16 protein-coding genes are annotated in these 14,034 nt (G+C 67.2%); 11 read left to right on the forward strand and 5 right to left on the reverse strand.

Features of this window, described 5'->3' with window-relative positions:
• The first annotated feature begins 100 nt into the window (after positions 1-100).
• Positions 101-1,195 carry an ABC transporter ATP-binding protein gene (locus tag PDM28_RS07500; RefSeq protein ID WP_311184328.1) on the forward strand — a complete coding sequence of 365 codons (1,095 nt, stop codon included), beginning with the start codon at positions 101-103 and terminating at the stop codon, positions 1,193-1,195.
• Between the two features lie 137 nt (positions 1,196-1,332).
• Here PDM28_RS07500 and ygfZ read toward each other — a convergent pair whose 3' ends face one another.
• Complete coding sequence (gene ygfZ / locus PDM28_RS07505; protein ID WP_311184329.1) at positions 1,333-2,196, reverse strand: CAF17-like 4Fe-4S cluster assembly/insertion protein YgfZ; 864 nt, start codon at positions 2,194-2,196, stop codon at positions 1,333-1,335.
• 39 nt (positions 2,197-2,235) lie between these two features.
• On the opposite strand from ygfZ, the gene PDM28_RS07510 reads away from it, so the two are divergent.
• The 10 genes from PDM28_RS07510 to PDM28_RS07555 all read left to right on the forward strand — a co-directional run bounded on the left by PDM28_RS07510 (position 2,236) and on the right by PDM28_RS07555 (position 9,223).
• Positions 2,236-2,409, forward strand: coding sequence for a DUF1674 domain-containing protein (locus tag PDM28_RS07510; RefSeq protein WP_084739082.1), 174 nt, complete (start codon positions 2,236-2,238; stop codon positions 2,407-2,409).
• 56 nt (positions 2,410-2,465) lie between these two features.
• Positions 2,466-2,858 (forward strand): succinate dehydrogenase, cytochrome b556 subunit, encoded by a 393-nt coding sequence (gene sdhC, locus PDM28_RS07515; RefSeq protein WP_070209072.1) that lies wholly within the window; start codon positions 2,466-2,468, stop codon positions 2,856-2,858.
• A complete protein-coding gene (gene sdhD / locus PDM28_RS07520; RefSeq protein WP_311184330.1) occupies positions 2,855-3,241 on the forward strand; it encodes a succinate dehydrogenase, hydrophobic membrane anchor protein in 387 nt (128 codons plus the stop codon). Before sdhC ends, sdhD begins: the two co-directional genes overlap by 4 nt.
• Positions 3,242-3,272: 31 nt before the next feature.
• Positions 3,273-5,063, forward strand: coding sequence for a succinate dehydrogenase flavoprotein subunit (sdhA, locus tag PDM28_RS07525; RefSeq protein ID WP_102945743.1), 1,791 nt, complete (start codon positions 3,273-3,275; stop codon positions 5,061-5,063).
• Between the two features lie 69 nt (positions 5,064-5,132).
• The gene (locus PDM28_RS07530; RefSeq protein ID WP_070209075.1) at positions 5,133-5,918 is read left to right on the forward strand and encodes a succinate dehydrogenase iron-sulfur subunit; all 786 of its coding nucleotides are present in this window, start codon (positions 5,133-5,135) and stop codon (positions 5,916-5,918) included.
• A 162-nt stretch (positions 5,919-6,080) separates the two neighbouring features.
• Positions 6,081-6,329 (forward strand): FAD assembly factor SdhE, encoded by a 249-nt coding sequence (locus PDM28_RS07535; RefSeq protein ID WP_311184331.1) that lies wholly within the window; start codon positions 6,081-6,083, stop codon positions 6,327-6,329.
• Positions 6,280-6,717, forward strand: coding sequence for a hypothetical protein (locus tag PDM28_RS07540; protein ID WP_311184332.1), 438 nt, complete (start codon positions 6,280-6,282; stop codon positions 6,715-6,717). Before PDM28_RS07535 ends, PDM28_RS07540 begins: the two co-directional genes overlap by 50 nt.
• Positions 6,718-6,751: 34 nt before the next feature.
• Positions 6,752-7,993: a lipoprotein-releasing ABC transporter permease subunit gene (locus PDM28_RS07545; RefSeq protein WP_102945740.1), complete on the forward strand. Its 1,242-nt coding sequence runs from the start codon at positions 6,752-6,754 to the stop codon at positions 7,991-7,993.
• A complete protein-coding gene (lolD, locus tag PDM28_RS07550; protein ID WP_102945739.1) occupies positions 7,986-8,699 on the forward strand; it encodes a lipoprotein-releasing ABC transporter ATP-binding protein LolD in 714 nt (237 codons plus the stop codon). The genes PDM28_RS07545 and lolD overlap by 8 nt, the downstream gene beginning before the upstream one ends.
• A gap of 86 nt (positions 8,700-8,785) precedes the next feature.
• The gene (locus PDM28_RS07555) at positions 8,786-9,223 is read left to right on the forward strand and encodes a DUF6491 family protein (protein WP_311184333.1); all 438 of its coding nucleotides are present in this window, start codon (positions 8,786-8,788) and stop codon (positions 9,221-9,223) included.
• Positions 9,224-9,316: 93 nt separating this feature from the next.
• Here the strand turns inward: PDM28_RS07555 and PDM28_RS07560 are convergent, their stop codons facing one another.
• The 4 genes from PDM28_RS07560 to htpG form a co-directional block, all read right to left on the reverse strand.
• A complete protein-coding gene (locus tag PDM28_RS07560) occupies positions 9,317-9,586 on the reverse strand; it encodes an oxidative damage protection protein (RefSeq protein ID WP_311184334.1) in 270 nt (89 codons plus the stop codon).
• 3 nt (positions 9,587-9,589) lie between these two features.
• Positions 9,590-10,696: an A/G-specific adenine glycosylase gene (gene mutY / locus PDM28_RS07565; RefSeq protein ID WP_311184335.1), complete on the reverse strand. Its 1,107-nt coding sequence runs from the start codon at positions 10,694-10,696 to the stop codon at positions 9,590-9,592.
• Positions 10,689-11,975: a signal recognition particle-docking protein FtsY gene (ftsY, locus tag PDM28_RS07570; protein WP_311184336.1), complete on the reverse strand. Its 1,287-nt coding sequence runs from the start codon at positions 11,973-11,975 to the stop codon at positions 10,689-10,691. Before ftsY ends, mutY begins: the two co-directional genes overlap by 8 nt.
• Before the next feature lie 102 nt (positions 11,976-12,077).
• On the reverse strand, positions 12,078-14,003 hold the full coding sequence (gene htpG / locus PDM28_RS07575; protein ID WP_311184337.1) for a molecular chaperone HtpG: 1,926 nt from the start codon (positions 14,001-14,003) through the stop codon (positions 12,078-12,080).
• Positions 14,004-14,034: the final 31 nt, after the last annotated feature.

Raw genomic sequence — 14,034 nt, forward strand, 5'->3', positions numbered from 1 at the left:
TGGTCGCCGTCATGCGGCACCACGCCATCGACCTGCCATCGGGAGGGCCGACGGCAGTTCCGCACAACAGCCCGGCAGCGGGCGGACTGGAATGGGTGATATGGCAAAAGTGCAGTTGCAGGGCGTGCGCAAGGTATACGACAACGGCCAGGTGGCCGTGCAGGGCGCGACCTTCGAAGTGGCCGATGGCGAGTTGATGGTGCTGGTCGGGCCGTCGGGGTGTGGCAAGTCGACCCTGCTGCGCATGGTCGCCGGCCTGGAGGAAATCAGTGGCGGCACCCTGAGCATCGGCGACCGGGTGGTCAACGACGTGGCGCCCAAGGACCGCGACATCGCCATGGTGTTCCAGAGTTACGCGCTGTACCCGCACATGACCGTGGCCGAGAACCTGGCGTTCGGGCTGAAGCTGCGCGGGCACGACAAGGCGACGATTGCAAAGCGCGTCAACGACGCCGCGCAGACGCTGGGCCTGACCGAGATGCTCGACAAGCTGCCCAAGGCGATGTCCGGCGGCCAGCGCCAGCGCGTGGCGCTGGGCCGGGCGCTGGTGCGCGAGCCGGCGGTGTTCCTGCTCGACGAACCGCTTTCGAACCTCGACGCCAAACTGCGTCACAGCGTGCGCACCGAGATCGCGCAGCTGCACCGCAAGCTGGGCACGACCATGATCTACGTGACCCATGACCAGGTCGAAGCGATGACCCTGGGCCAGCGGATCGTGGTGCTCAAGGACGGTGTGATCCAGCAGATCGACACGCCGATGGCGCTGTACGACCGCCCGGCCAACCTGTTCGTGGCCGGCTTCCTCGGCAGCCCGGCAATGAACGTGCTGCGCGGGCGGCTGGAGCAGGGCGTCGAAGGTGTCGTGGTGCAGGACGGTGCGCTGCGTGCGCCGCTGGGCAACGCGACCATCGATCCGGCCTGGATCGGTCGGACCCTGGCCGTGGGCGTGCGCCCGGAGCACCTGCAGCCGGCAGCGGCAGGCGATGCGACTGCATTCGAGGCGGTGATCGACGGCATCGAGCCGGTGGGCAACGAGATCTTCGTCAACATGACCCACGGCAGCCAGGCGCTGGTGATGCGCGTGGCCCCGCAGGCCTTGCCGGCGGTGGGCGGCACGATCCGCGTGGCGATCCAGCCGCAGGGGCTGCATTTCTTTGATGCGGACAGCGGCGAGCGGTTGAACTACGACGTTTGAGGGTAGGGCGGCACGTTGTTCGTGCCGCCGCCAATGGGTCGAACGGTGCGGGTGGTGCGTGGGACACGCGTGGCGTGTCGCTACGCGGGGTGGGTCGAAGCGCGTAGAGACACGCCATGCGTGTCCCACGGAACCCGTCAGCGGGCGAGCCCGTCCAGCAACGGCACGCCGTGCGCCTCCACGCCACCCACGCTCAACGCGCCCTCAGCCAGCTCCAGCGGCAACACCGCCAGCGCCAGGTCCCCGGCCACGCTGGCCACGGTGCCGATGTCGGCGCCGTTCTGCTGCACCTTGGCCCCGCTTTCCACGCCGTCGGCCACGCGCAGCAGCTGCAGGGCGCGTTTGGCCTTGCCCAGGAAATGGGTGCGCGCCACGATTTCCTGGCCCGGGTAGCAGCCCTTCTTGACGCTGTAACCGTTCAACCGGTCCAGCCCCAGCTGCTGCGGCGTCCACTGTTCGCGCTGGTCGGCGGCAAGCCTCGGCAGCCCGTAGCGCAGGTCGGACTGGCGCCAGGCCAGCTCGAAGCCCGCGTCCGGCGCGGGCGCCTCGGCCGGCGCCGGGCCGATCTTCAATGTGCGCGGCAGGGCGTCGCTCCCCACATCCAGCTCCAGCGTCTCACCATCAACGGCGATTGCAGCCCCGGAGGCCGCCTCCGGCGCCGTGAAGCTGCCGGCGACAATCAGGTCGCTGCGCACTTCCACCTTGACCTTGCGGCGGAACACGAAGCGCTGCAATTGCGACGCAATCGCATCGGCGTCGCCGTCGGCGAGCACCAGCAGCACGTGCTCGGCGTCCACCTTCAACAGCTGGAACACCGCCAGGGTGCGGCCCTTGGCGCTCAACCACGCGCTCCACTGCCAATGCCGCTCGGGCAGGGCAGTGACGTCGCTGGAGAACTGGGCGTGGGCGAACACCGCCGCATCCAGGCCGCGCAGACTGAGCAGCGCGTGACCGGAAAGCCGCGGAAAACCGATGAAATCGAGGGGCAGGTTGTCAGGCACGTGAACGGGGTCTAAAATTTGTGCGTTGCGAGACCACCCATGATAGGCCAAACAACCCCCACTCCAGATTCCGAACCTGAAGCCCCGCTGGTGCCGGAGGAGCAGACGCTCGTCCCGACCCCGGTGGAGCCTGTGGAAATCGGCGGCCGCGGCGGACTTGATCCGGTGCGGTATGGAGATTGGGAGAAAAACGGACGCTGCATCGATTTCTGATCAGCATTGAGCCAACGCGGCATTGTGCCGCCCAGCCGAGACAACGAGCCCAGCGAATGGCCGCCAGAGAACGTCCCCTTTCCCCGCACCTTCAGGTGTATCGCTGGCAGATCCAGATGGCCACCTCGATTCTTCATCGAGCGACCGGCATCTTTCTGTCTGTTGGAGCCTTGATCATCGCCGGCGGCCTGCTGGCCCTGATGATGGGTCCTGAATCCTGGAACTGCTTCACCGGTCACGCCGGCAGCTGGTATGGAAAGCTGTTCCTGTTCGCATGGACGTGGTCGTTCGCCTACCACCTGTGCAACGGCATCCGCCACATCGTGCAGGACTTTGCGATCGGCTTCAGCATTCCCGCCTTCGTGCGCAGCAGCTGGATCTCGGTGTTCGCCAGCCTGGTGATCACCGCGCTGGTCTGGGCCTATGTCTTCGTGGGAGCCGCCGCATGAACAAGTTCCGTACCCCGCTGAAGAACGTGCGCGGGCTTGGCGCGGCCAAGACCGGCACCGAGCATTTCGTGCTGCAGCGCCTGACCGCCACCGCCCTGGTCCCGCTGACCATCTGGTTCCTGGTGTTCGTGCTCAGCCTGCTCAACGCCGATTACGTGACCGCCGCCGACGCGGTGGCCAAGCCGTGGAACGCGATCCTGCTGGTCGGCTTCCTGGTGGCCATGTTCTGGCACGCCCAGATCGGCCTGCAGGTGATCCTGGAAGATTACATCCACAACTCGCTGCTGGCCCTGGCGCTGCAGACCACGGTGAAGTTCATCGCCGTGCTCGGCGCGATCATCAGTGTTTTTGCGGTCGCCCGCATTGCGCTCGGCGTTGCCTGAGTCCAGGCACCAAGACAGGAATCCAGATTAGATGTCCGCTTACAAGATTACGGAACACAAGTACGACATGGTCGTGGTGGGCGCCGGCGGTGCCGGCCTGCGCGCCACGTTCGGTCTTGCCGCCAAGGGCCTGCAGACGGTCTGCCTGACCAAGGTCTTCCCGACCCGTTCGCACACCGTGGCCGCGCAGGGCGGTATCTCCGCCGCGCTGGGCAACATGGGCGAAGACGACTGGCGCTACCACTTCTACGACACCATCAAGGGCTCGGACTGGCTGGGCGACCAGGACGCCATCGAGTACATGTGCCGCGAGGCCATTCCGGCGATCATCGAGCTGGAACACTACGGCGTGCCGTTCAGCCGCACCGAAGAGGGCAAGATCTACCAGCGCCCGTTCGGTGGCATGACCACCAAGTACGGCGAAGGCCCGGCGGCGCAGCGCACCTGCGCGGCGGCCGACCGTACCGGCCACGCCATGCTGCACACGCTGTACCAGCAGTCGCTGAAGCACGACGCGCGCTTCATGATCGAGTACTTCGCGCTGGACCTGATCTTCGATGACGAAGGTGCCTGCCGCGGCGTGCTCGCGCTGGACATGTCCGACGGCTCGCTGCACCTGTTCCGCGCCCAGGGCGTGGTGCTGGCCACCGGCGGCTACGGTCGCGCCTACTTCAGCGCCACCTCGGCGCATACCTGCACCGGCGACGGTGGCGGCCTGGCCATGCGCGCCGGCATCGCCATGCAGGACATGGAGTTCGTGCAGTTCCACCCGACCGGCATCTACGGCGCCGGCTGCCTGATCACCGAGGGTGTCCGCGGTGAAGGCGGCATCCTGCGCAACAGCAACGGCGAGCGCTTCATGGAGCGCTACGCACCGCATTACAAGGACCTGGCCTCGCGCGACGTGGTGGCCCGTTCGATGACCATCGAGATCCGCGAAGGCCGCGGCGTCGGCGAGCACAAGGACCACATCCTGCTCGACCTGACCCACCTCGGCCCGGGCGTGATCGACGAGAAGCTGCCGGGCATCGCCGAAAGCGCCCGCATCTTCGCCGGCGTCGACGTGCACAAGCAGCCGATCCCGGTCATCCCGACCGTGCACTACAACATGGGCGGCATTCCGACCAACTTCCACGGTGAAGTGGTGCGCAAGGTCGGCGACAACAACGACGCCGTGGTGCCGGGCCTGTACGCGATCGGCGAAGCCGCCTGCGTCTCGGTGCACGGTGCCAACCGCCTGGGCTCCAACTCGCTGCTGGACCTGGTGGTGTTCGGTCGTGCGGTGGCCAACCGCTGCGCCGAGACCATCAAGCCGGGCGCGGCGCACAAGCCGCTGGCCGCCGATGCCTGCGACAAGGCGCTGGGCCTGCTGGACAAGCTGCGTTACGCCAACGGCGACACCCCGACCTCGGTCATCCGCGACAACATGCAGCGCACCATGCAGGCCGACGCGGCGGTGTTCCGTACCAGCGAAACGCTGAAGGAAGGCTGCGCGAAGATGGCGCAGGTGTTCGATTCGTTCCAGGACGTGAAGGTCACCGACCGTTCGCTGGTCTGGAACTCCGACCTGATCGAAACCTACGAGCTGAACAACCTGCTGCTCAACGCGGTGGCGACGATCAACTCGGCCGAACAGCGCAAGGAAAGCCGCGGTGCCCACGCACACGAGGACTATCCGGATCGCGACGACGTCAACTGGCACAAGCACACCCTGGTCAGCGTCGACGACAAGGGCAAGTGCAGCTTCGACTACCGCCCGGTGCACATGTACACGCTGACCGACGAGGTTGCCGTGGTGCCGCCGAAGCCGCGCGTGTACTGATCGCGACCCCCGCCTACCATGCAATCCGCGCCTTGAGGGCGCGGGCCGCCTGAGCCAACGAGAGCAGCCATGGCCGAGTTTTCCCTGCCAAAGAATTCCAAGATCACGAAGGGCAAGCACTTCCCCGCCAAGAGCGGTGGCAAGAACCTGCGCACCTTCAAGGTCTACCGCTGGAGTCCCGACGACGACAGCAATCCGCGCACCGACACCTACGAGATCGATCTGGACGCCTGCGGCCCGATGGTTCTCGACGCGCTGATCAAGATCAAGAACGAGATCGACCCGACCCTGACCTTCCGCCGGTCGTGCCGTGAAGGCATCTGCGGTTCGTGCGCGATGAACATCGACGGCACCAACACGCTGGCCTGCACCCGCGCCATCGCCGACTGCGGCAAGGCCGAAGTGCCGATCTACCCGCTGCCGCACATGAGCGTGGTCAAGGACCTGGTGCCGGACCTGACCCACTTCTACGCGCAGTACGCGTCGATCAAGCCGTGGATCCGCACCCAGACCCCGGCACCGCCGGACCGCGAGCGCCTGCAGTCGCCGGAAGATCGCAAGAAGCTGGACGGCCTGTACGAGTGCATCCTGTGCGCGTGCTGCTCGACCAGCTGCCCGAGCTACTGGTGGAACGGCGAGCGTTACCTGGGCCCGGCGATCCTGCTGCAGGCCTACCGCTGGATCATCGACTCGCGCGATGAAGACACCGGTGCGCGCCTGGACGACCTGGAAGACCCGTTCAAGCTGTACCGCTGCCACACCATCATGAACTGCGCCCGGACCTGCCCGAAGGGCCTGAACCCGGCCCTGGCGATCGCCGAGATCAAGAAGTTGATGATGGCGCGCCGCGCCTGATGAAGGGTGCTTCGGGCACCGCGGGGACACGCATGGCGTGTCACTACGCGGGTTGCCCGGAATGCCCGACCGCGTAGCGACACGCCATGCGTGTCCCTCGCACCAATGATTACCCGGTAGAGCCACGCCCTGCGTGGCTTTACCGTATCCGGAGCCAGCAAAATGGAAGAAGACGTCCTTCTCAAGAAACTCCGCTGGCGCTGCCGCCGCGGCATGCGCGAACTGGACCAGCTGTTCGGCCGCTATCTCGACCGCGCATGGCCCACCGCCCCTACCGAAGAGCGCGAGGTTTTCCTGTTCCTGCTCGACTGCGAAGACGATAAGTTGTGGCGCTGGTTCATGGGATACGAGCAGTGCCCGCATGCCCACGCCGTACCCCTCCTCAACAAGATCGGCGCCCTGCCGGCTTGAGTGGCGCCCCTCGCGCTGGCAGCTTGCCGCGCACGTTGTGTTCGCCGCGCTGATGCCCTGGGCGGCCACCGCCACGGCACTGCCTGCCGCCGCGCAGTGGCCGGCGGGCCTGCTGGCCGCCGCGATGGCGGCAGGGCAGGGCTGGCGCCATGCCCGCCGCCCGTCCCGCGCCTTCGTCATCCCCCGCGGAGAAGGTCCAGCCTGTGTCGATGGCCAGCCGGTAGAAGGCCTCACCCTGCACGACCGCGGCCCGCTACTCCAGCTCGGCTGGCGCCAGGACGGCAGCCGCCGGGCCTGCCTGTTCTGGCCGGACACGCTGCCGGCACCCCGGCGACGTGAACTCCGACTGGCGATCCAGGCCCGTCCCATTTCCCGTTCACGTCCGTGATGGCACCATAGCCTGAACTGTCCGGCGTACCTGCATGTTCAAACCCATACCCGTCTCCATCGGCCTGCGCTACCTGCGGGCCAAGCGCCGCAACGGCTTCATCTCCTTCATCTCCATGGCCTCGATCCTCGGCATCGCGCTGGGCGTGACCGTACTGATCACCACCCTGGCGGTGATGAGCGGCTTCCAGAAGGAGATCCGCGACCGCCTGCTGCAGATGACCGCGCACACCACGGTGACCACCGACGGTGCGCCGATGTCGGACTGGCAGCGCACCGTCGACATGGCGCACAAGGATCCGCGCGTGGCCGGTGCCGCACCGTACATCGAGATCCAGGCCATGCTCAGCGGTCCGCGCGTCCAGGGCGCGATCGTGCAGGGCATCGATCCGAAGCTGGAACCGGCGGTCTCGGTGATCAACACCAAGGTCACCAAGGGCAGCTTCGACAGCCTTACCGAAGGCAGTTACAACCTGCTGCTCGGCCAGGAGCTGGCGCTGTGGCTCGGCGTGGACGTGGGCGATACCGTGCTGGTGACCCTGGCCGAAGTACAGGGCACGCCGATGGGCGCCATGCCGCGGCTGAAGCGTTTCACCGTGAGCGGCATCTTCGAGGCCGGCTACAACGAGATCGACCGCGGCGTGGCTTACGCCAACATGGCCGACCTCGAGCGCGTGCTGCGCATGGACGGGGTGACCGGCGTGCGCCTGAAGCTGCATGACATGGACAAGGCGCTGGACGTCGGCGTCGATCTCGCGCAGAACCTCGGTGGTGCGTACCGGGTCAGCGACTGGACCAAGCAGAACGCCAACCTGTACCACTCGCTGCGCATGGAGAAGGTGGTGATGGGCATCCTGCTCTCGCTGATCATCGCCATGGGCGCGTTCAACCTGGTGTCCTCGCAGGTCATGCTGGTCACCGACAAGCAGGCCGACATCGCCATCCTGCGCACGCTGGGCCTGACCCCGGGCGGGGTCATGCAGGTGTTCATGGTGCAGGGCTCGCTGATCGGCATCTTCGGCACCGTGCTCGGCGTGGTCGGCGGCATCACCCTGACCCTGAACCTGGAGCGCATCCTCGGCGCCATCGAGTCGCTGTTCAACGTCAAACTGCTGCCGGAAGACGTCTACTACATCACCGGCCTGCCGACCGACATGCAGACCCCGGACATCGTCATCATCACCGTGGTTGCGCTGGTCATGAGCTTCCTCGCCACCCTGTACCCCGCGTGGCGCGCTGCCCGCACCCAGCCGGCCGAGGCCCTGCGTTATGAATGAGCCGATCAACCGCGGCGACGAAGTAATCCGTGCCCAGGGCCTGGCCAAGACCTATGCCGAAGGCCGCATGCAGACCCCGGTGTTCAACGGGCTGGACCTGAGCGTGGCCGCCGGCGAAACCGTGGCCATCATCGGGGCCTCCGGTGCCGGCAAGAGCACCCTGCTGCACCTGCTGGGCGGGCTCGACACGCCGACCGCCGGCGAAGTGTTCGTGGCCGGCCAGAAGATGTCCTCGCTGTCCGACGGCCAGCGTGGCCAGCTGCGCAACCGCGCGCTGGGCTTCGTGTACCAGTTCCATCACCTGCTGCCCGAGTTCACCGCGCTGGAAAACGTGATGATGCCGGTGCTGCTGGCCGGCGCCGAGGTCAACGATGCGCGTCAGCGTGCGAACGCGCTGCTGGAATCGGTCGGCCTGGGCCACCGCCTGGAGCACAAGCCGGGCGAGCTGTCCGGTGGCGAGCGCCAGCGTGCGGCGGTGGCGCGTGCGCTGGTCAACCGCCCGGCCTGCGTGCTCGGCGACGAGCCGACCGGCAACCTGGACGACAAGACCGCCGGCACCGTGTTCGAGCTGATGCTCGACCTCAACCGCGCGCATCACACCAGCCTGGTGCTGGTGACCCACGACCGCAGCCTGGCGCGCAAGCTGGACCGGGTACTGGAGCTGCGCGAAGGGCGGCTGCACGCGCTGGCCCACGCCGACGTCTGAGCTGGCAGCTGAACAGCTTCGGGTCGACCGCTGCCGGTCGACCCGGACCGGTGCATCATCGCGGTAACCCCTTGCAGGCACCTGCCATGAAGAAGCTGATCGCCGTCGCTGTGCTGGGTCTCACGCTCGCTGGCTGCGCCACCGGCCGGCTGACCAGCGCCGAGCGGCTGGACCTGTACCGCGCCCACGCCGGCCCGCCGCAGAACTCGATGCCGTACTTCGGCACGCTCAGCGGCTGGACAGAACTGGGCGACAGCGCGCTGGCGGTGTGGACGCGTCCCAGCGAGGCCTACCTGATGGAGCTGCGGGGCCCGTGCTACGGGCTGAGCTACGCCACTGCGATCGGGCTGACCAGCCGCACTGGCCAGGTATCAGCGCGGTTCGACAAGGTGCTGATACGCGACCCCAATCAGGGCCCGAGCGTGCCGTGCTTCATTGGTAGCATCCGCAAGCTGGACATCAAGGCGCTGCGCGCCTCCGAGCAGGAAATGCGCCAGGCCCAAGTAGAAGAACGCGAACCGTAGTGCCGGCCGCCGGCCGGCTCTGCATGAATCCGCCATCGCACGGAGCCGGCCAGCGGCCGGCACTACGATGGCTTCGGAACGGGAAGCAGTGGATTACGCCTCCGGAACGAACCCGGCCGGCTTTTCAGCGCCACCTGCGAACAGGAACTTCACCAGCTCTTCTTCCAGGAACGCGCGATGCTTCGGGTCGCGTGGCGACAGGCGGTTCTCGTTGATCAGCATGGTCTGGTGCGCCAGCCACTTGCTCCAGGCGCTCTTGCCGATGCCATTGAAAATGCGCTGGCCCAGTTCGCCGGGGTAGGGCACGAAATCCAGGCCTTCATTGTCGCGTTGTTCGTACTGGCAGAAAACGGTGCGGGACATGGCTTACTCGATGTTCTTCAAGGGCGCTGCAGCGCGTAGTTTACGTCGCGCAGCGGGCGCGGGCGGAATGCTGCCGGATTCCAGCAGCTTGCGGATCGGTGCAGGCAGCCCCAGAGCGGGCAGCTCGTGGTCGGCGACCCAGCGCATTGCAGGGTCATCCGCGCGCAGGCCTTCAACGCGTCGCGCCAGGATCTGCAGGTGCAGGCGGTAGTGGCTGAAGGTGTGCTGCAGCACCGGCAGTTCCTCGGCATCTTCCAGCGAACCGCGTACGTGCACGTCGAACCAGTCCTGCAGGGCGCTGCCGCTGTCGGCCTGTGGCAGGGTCCATAACTGCGCCCAGATGCCGGTGTCGGGCCGCTTCTGCAGCAGCACGCGGCCCTGCGCATCGCGCAGCAGCAGCGCCACCGCCTCGCGCTCGGGCAGCGTCCTGGTCGGTTTCGGGGTGGGCAGCTGGTCGCTGCGGCCTTCGCGGCGGGCAACGCAGTCCTGCTGCAGCGGGCAGATCACGCAGGCCGGCTTCGCCCGCGTGCAGACCGTGGCGCCAAGGTCCATCTGCGCCTGGGTGTAGTCGGCAAGGCGGCCGGCGGGCACCGCTTCGACATGCGTCTGGGCGAGCGCCCACAGTACTTTTTCCACCGCCGGCAGGCCGGGGAAACCCTCGATGCCGTGGTAGCGGCTCATCACGCGCTTGACGTTGCCGTCGAGGATCGCGAAACGGTCGTTCCAAGCCTGGCTGAGGATCGCGCCAGCGGTGCTGCGGCCGATGCCGGGCAGCGCGTGCAGCGCGTCGACGTCGCGCGGCAGGTCACCGCCGTGCTGTTCGACGCAGCGTTTCGCAGCCGCGTGCAGGTTGCGCGCGCGGGCGTAGTAGCCGAGCCCGGCCCATTGCGCCATCACCGCATCGTTGCTGGCGGCGGCCAGGTCGGGCAGGGTGGGGAAGACCTGCAGGAATTTCAGGAAGTACGGAATGACCGTGGCGACCTGGGTCTGCTGCAGCATGATTTCGGAGAGCCAGACCCGGTAGGGCGAGCGCGGGTGCTGCCAGGGCAGGTCGTGCCGGCCGTGGGTGTCGAACCAGGGCAGGAGGCCTTCTACGAAGGCGTCAGCCACCCAATGCTTCCGGCAGCAACGCATCGACGAAGGCTTCGGGATCGAACACGCGCAGGTCTTCCGGGCGCTCGCCGATGCCGGCAAAGCGGATCGGAATGCCGAACTCGCGCGCCAGCGCGAACACCACGCCGCCCTTGGCGGTGCCGTCGAGCTTGGTCACCACCAGGCCGGTCACGTTCACCGCGGCATGGAACTGGCGCAGCTGCGACAGCGCGTTCTGGCCGGTGGTGCCGTCGATGACCATCAGCACTTCGTGCGGCGCGTTGGGGTCGATCTTGCCGAGCACGCGGCGGATCTTGCCCAGTTCGTTCATCAGCCCGCCCTGGGTGTGCAGGCGGCCGGCGGTGTCGGCGATCAGCACGTCGGTGCCACGGGCCTTGCCGGCCTGCAGCGCGTCGAACGCCACCGAGGCGGCGTCGGCATTCTGGCCCTGGGCGACCACGGCCACGCCGTTGCGCTCGCCCCAGGCCTGCAGCTGGGCCACGGCGGCGGCGCGGAAGGTATCGCCGGCGGCCAGCATCAGGCTGTGGCCGTCGTCCTTGAAGCGCTTGGCCAGCTTGCCGATGGTGGTGGTCTTGCCGACGCCGTTGACGCCGACGGTGAGGATCACGAACGGCTTGGCGGTGCGGTCGATGACCAGCGGCTTGGCGACCGGCTGCAGGATCGCGATCAGCTCGGCGCGCAGCGCCTTGAGCAGGGCCGGGGCATCGGCGAACTCGCGCGCCTTCATGCGCTTGCGCAGGTTTTCGACCAGCGCGGTGGTGGCGCCCACGCCGACGTCGGCGGTGATCAACGCGGTTTCAAGTTCGTCGAGCAGGTCGTCGTCGAGCTTGGGATTGCGCGAGAACAGGCCGCCGAAGCTGCGCGCGATGACGCTGTTGCGCAGGCGATCGCGCCAGCCGGTCTTGCCGGGGGCGGCCGGGGCGGCCTCATCGATGGCGGCGGGCGAAGCGAGCGGTTGGGCTGCTTCCTGCACGATTTCGGTGGTGACCAGAACCGGAACCGCGGCCGACGGCGGTGCAGCCAGCGGCGCCGCGGGGATGGCGGGCGTTTCGGACACGACGTCCGGCGATGCGGCCGGTGCAACGGCCGCATCGGCACGCGCGACCGGCGTAGCGCCGGGCTCTGCCCGGCCGACCGGAGCCGCGGTGTCTTCGGCAACAGGGGCTTGGTCGGCCTGCGGGAACGCGGCGGCCAGCTCTTCAGCCGTGTAGTGCTGGGTCTTGGGCGCGTCCTGCGGAGCGTCCTGGGGCTTTTTGCGACGGAAGAAACTGAGCATGGGAATCGGCGCTGAAATCAGGGGGATATGCTAGCACCCGGGCCTGTTCGGCCCGTGTGCAGTGACCGCATGGCCGGCCCCGGGTGGGGCCGGCCCACACCATCAGGCCGACAGTTCCAGCAGCAGCTTGTTGAGCCGGCGCACGTAGGCGGCCGGGTCCTTCAGCGTATCGCCGGCCGCCAGCGCGGCCTGGTCGAACAGAACCCGGCTCAGGTCGCCGAAGCGGCCGGCGTCGGCTTCCTGGTCGAGCTTGCCGATCAGCGGGTGGCCCGGGTTGAACTCGAACACGGGCTTGCTGTCGGGCACCTTCTGGCCGCTGGCTTCGAGGATCTGGCGCATCTGCAGGCCCAGGTCCTGTTCGCCGATGGCCAGGATCGCCGGCGAGTCGGTCAGGCGATGCGAGACGCGCACGTCGGCCACCTCGTCGCCCAGCGCGGTCTTGAGGCGCTCGACCAGACCCTGCTTTTCCTTGGCCGCTTCTTCCTGGGCCTGCTTGTCCTCGGCGCTTTCCAGCGCGCCCAGGTCGAGGTCGCCGCGGGCGACGTCGACGAACGACTTGCCGTCGAACTCGGTCAGGTAGCCCATCAGCCATTCGTCGATGCGGTCGGTCAGCAGCAGCACCTCGATGCCCTTCTTGCGGAACACTTCCAGGTGCGGGCTGTCCTTGACCTGGGTATGGCTGTCGCCGGTCAGGAAGTAGATCTTGTCCTGGCCTTCGATCATGCGGCCCAGGTAGTCGGCCAGCGACACGCTCTGCTCGCCGCTGGCGTCATGGGTGGAGGCGAAGCGCAGCAGGCCGGCGATCTTCTCGCGGTTGTTGAAGTCTTCGGCGGGACCTTCCTTGAGCACCTGGCCGAACTGCTTCCAGAAGCCGGCGTAGACCTCGGGCTTGTCGGTTGCCAGCTTCTCCAGCATGTCCAGCGAGCGCTTGGTCAGCGCGGACTTCATCGAGTCGATGACCGGGCCGGACTGCAGGATTTCGCGGGAGACGTTCAGCGAGAGGTCGTTGGAATCGACCACGCCCTTGATGAAGCGCAGGTACAGCGGCAGGAACTGCTCGGCCTGGTCCATCACGAACACGCGCTGCACGTAAAGCTTTAGGCCCTTGGGCGCGTCGCGATGGTACAGGTCGAACGGGGCGTGGCCGGGCACGTACAGCAGCGAGGTGTACTCGAGCTTGCCTTCGACCTTGTTGTGGCTCCACGCCAGCGGGTCCTGGTGGTCGTGCGCGGCGTGCTTGTAGAACTCCTGGTACTCGGCGTCGGTAATCTCGCTGCGCGGGCGGGTCCACAGTGCGCTGGCGCGGTTGACGGTTTCCCATTCGATCTCGGCCGGGGCGTCTTCGCCGTGGTGTTCCTTGACCATCTGGATCGGCAGGCCGATATGGTCGGAGTACTTCTTGATGATGCTGCGCAGGCGCCAGGCATCGGCGAAGTCCTGCTGGTCGTCCTTCAGGTGCAGCACGATGCGGGTGCCGCGCTCGGGCTTGTCGACGGTTTCGACGTCGAATTCGCCTTCGCCGCGCGAGGACCAGTGCACGCCTTCGCTGGCCGGGAGGCCGGCACGGCGGGAGTAGACGTCGACCTGGTCGGCGACGATGAAGGCGCTGTAGAAGCCGACACCGAACTGGCCGATCAGCTGGGAGTCCTTCTTCTGGTCGCCGGAGAGCTGGCGCAGGAAGTCGCCGGTGCCGGACTTGGCGATGGTGCCGAGGTGGGCAATGGCTTCGTCGCGGCTCATGCCGATGCCGTTGTCGTCGATGGTCACGGTATGCGCCTGCGGATCGACGCTGACCTGGATGCGCAGTTCACCGCCGCCGGGTAGAGCCGGGCCCTGCCCGGCTGCTTCCAGCAGTTCCGGCTGGGTCAGCGCTTCGAAGCGCAGCTTGTCGGCGGCGTCGGCGGCATTGGAGATCAGCTCGCGAAGGAAGATTTCCTTGTTGGAGTACAGCGAGTGGATCATCAGCTGCAGCAGCTGCTTGACCTCGGTCTGGAAGCCCAGGGTCTCTTTGTGGGTCTGCTCGGTCATGCGACGGTGCTCCTTGAATGCGGTGGCGCGC

The sequence above is a fragment of the Stenotrophomonas aracearum genome (assembly GCF_031834615.1).
Lineage (GTDB): Bacteria > Pseudomonadota > Gammaproteobacteria > Xanthomonadales > Xanthomonadaceae > Stenotrophomonas > Stenotrophomonas aracearum.

Excerpts from the sequence above, each read along its gene's own strand:
- lolD (WP_102945739.1), top strand. The coding sequence starts at position 7,986 with ATGAATGAGCCGATCAACCGCGGCGACGAAGTAATCCGTGCCCAGGGC.
- htpG (WP_311184337.1), bottom strand. The coding sequence starts at position 14,003 with ATGACCGAGCAGACCCACAAAGAGACCCTGGGCTTCCAGACCGAGGTC.
- ftsY (WP_311184336.1), bottom strand. The coding sequence starts at position 11,975 with ATGCTCAGTTTCTTCCGTCGCAAAAAGCCCCAGGACGCTCCGCAGGAC.
- PDM28_RS07540 (WP_311184332.1), top strand. The coding sequence starts at position 6,280 with ATGCCCACGCCGTACCCCTCCTCAACAAGATCGGCGCCCTGCCGGCTT.
- PDM28_RS07510 (WP_084739082.1), top strand. The coding sequence starts at position 2,236 with ATGATAGGCCAAACAACCCCCACTCCAGATTCCGAACCTGAAGCCCCG.
- PDM28_RS07535 (WP_311184331.1), top strand. The coding sequence starts at position 6,081 with ATGGAAGAAGACGTCCTTCTCAAGAAACTCCGCTGGCGCTGCCGCCGC.
- PDM28_RS07500 (WP_311184328.1), top strand. The coding sequence starts at position 101 with ATGGCAAAAGTGCAGTTGCAGGGCGTGCGCAAGGTATACGACAACGGC.
- PDM28_RS07555 (WP_311184333.1), top strand. The coding sequence starts at position 8,786 with ATGAAGAAGCTGATCGCCGTCGCTGTGCTGGGTCTCACGCTCGCTGGC.
- PDM28_RS07560 (WP_311184334.1), bottom strand. The coding sequence starts at position 9,586 with ATGTCCCGCACCGTTTTCTGCCAGTACGAACAACGCGACAATGAAGGC.
- sdhC (WP_070209072.1), top strand. The coding sequence starts at position 2,466 with ATGGCCGCCAGAGAACGTCCCCTTTCCCCGCACCTTCAGGTGTATCGC.
- PDM28_RS07545 (WP_102945740.1), top strand. The coding sequence starts at position 6,752 with ATGTTCAAACCCATACCCGTCTCCATCGGCCTGCGCTACCTGCGGGCC.
- PDM28_RS07530 (WP_070209075.1), top strand. The coding sequence starts at position 5,133 with ATGGCCGAGTTTTCCCTGCCAAAGAATTCCAAGATCACGAAGGGCAAG.
- sdhA (WP_102945743.1), top strand. The coding sequence starts at position 3,273 with ATGTCCGCTTACAAGATTACGGAACACAAGTACGACATGGTCGTGGTG.
- sdhD (WP_311184330.1), top strand. The coding sequence starts at position 2,855 with ATGAACAAGTTCCGTACCCCGCTGAAGAACGTGCGCGGGCTTGGCGCG.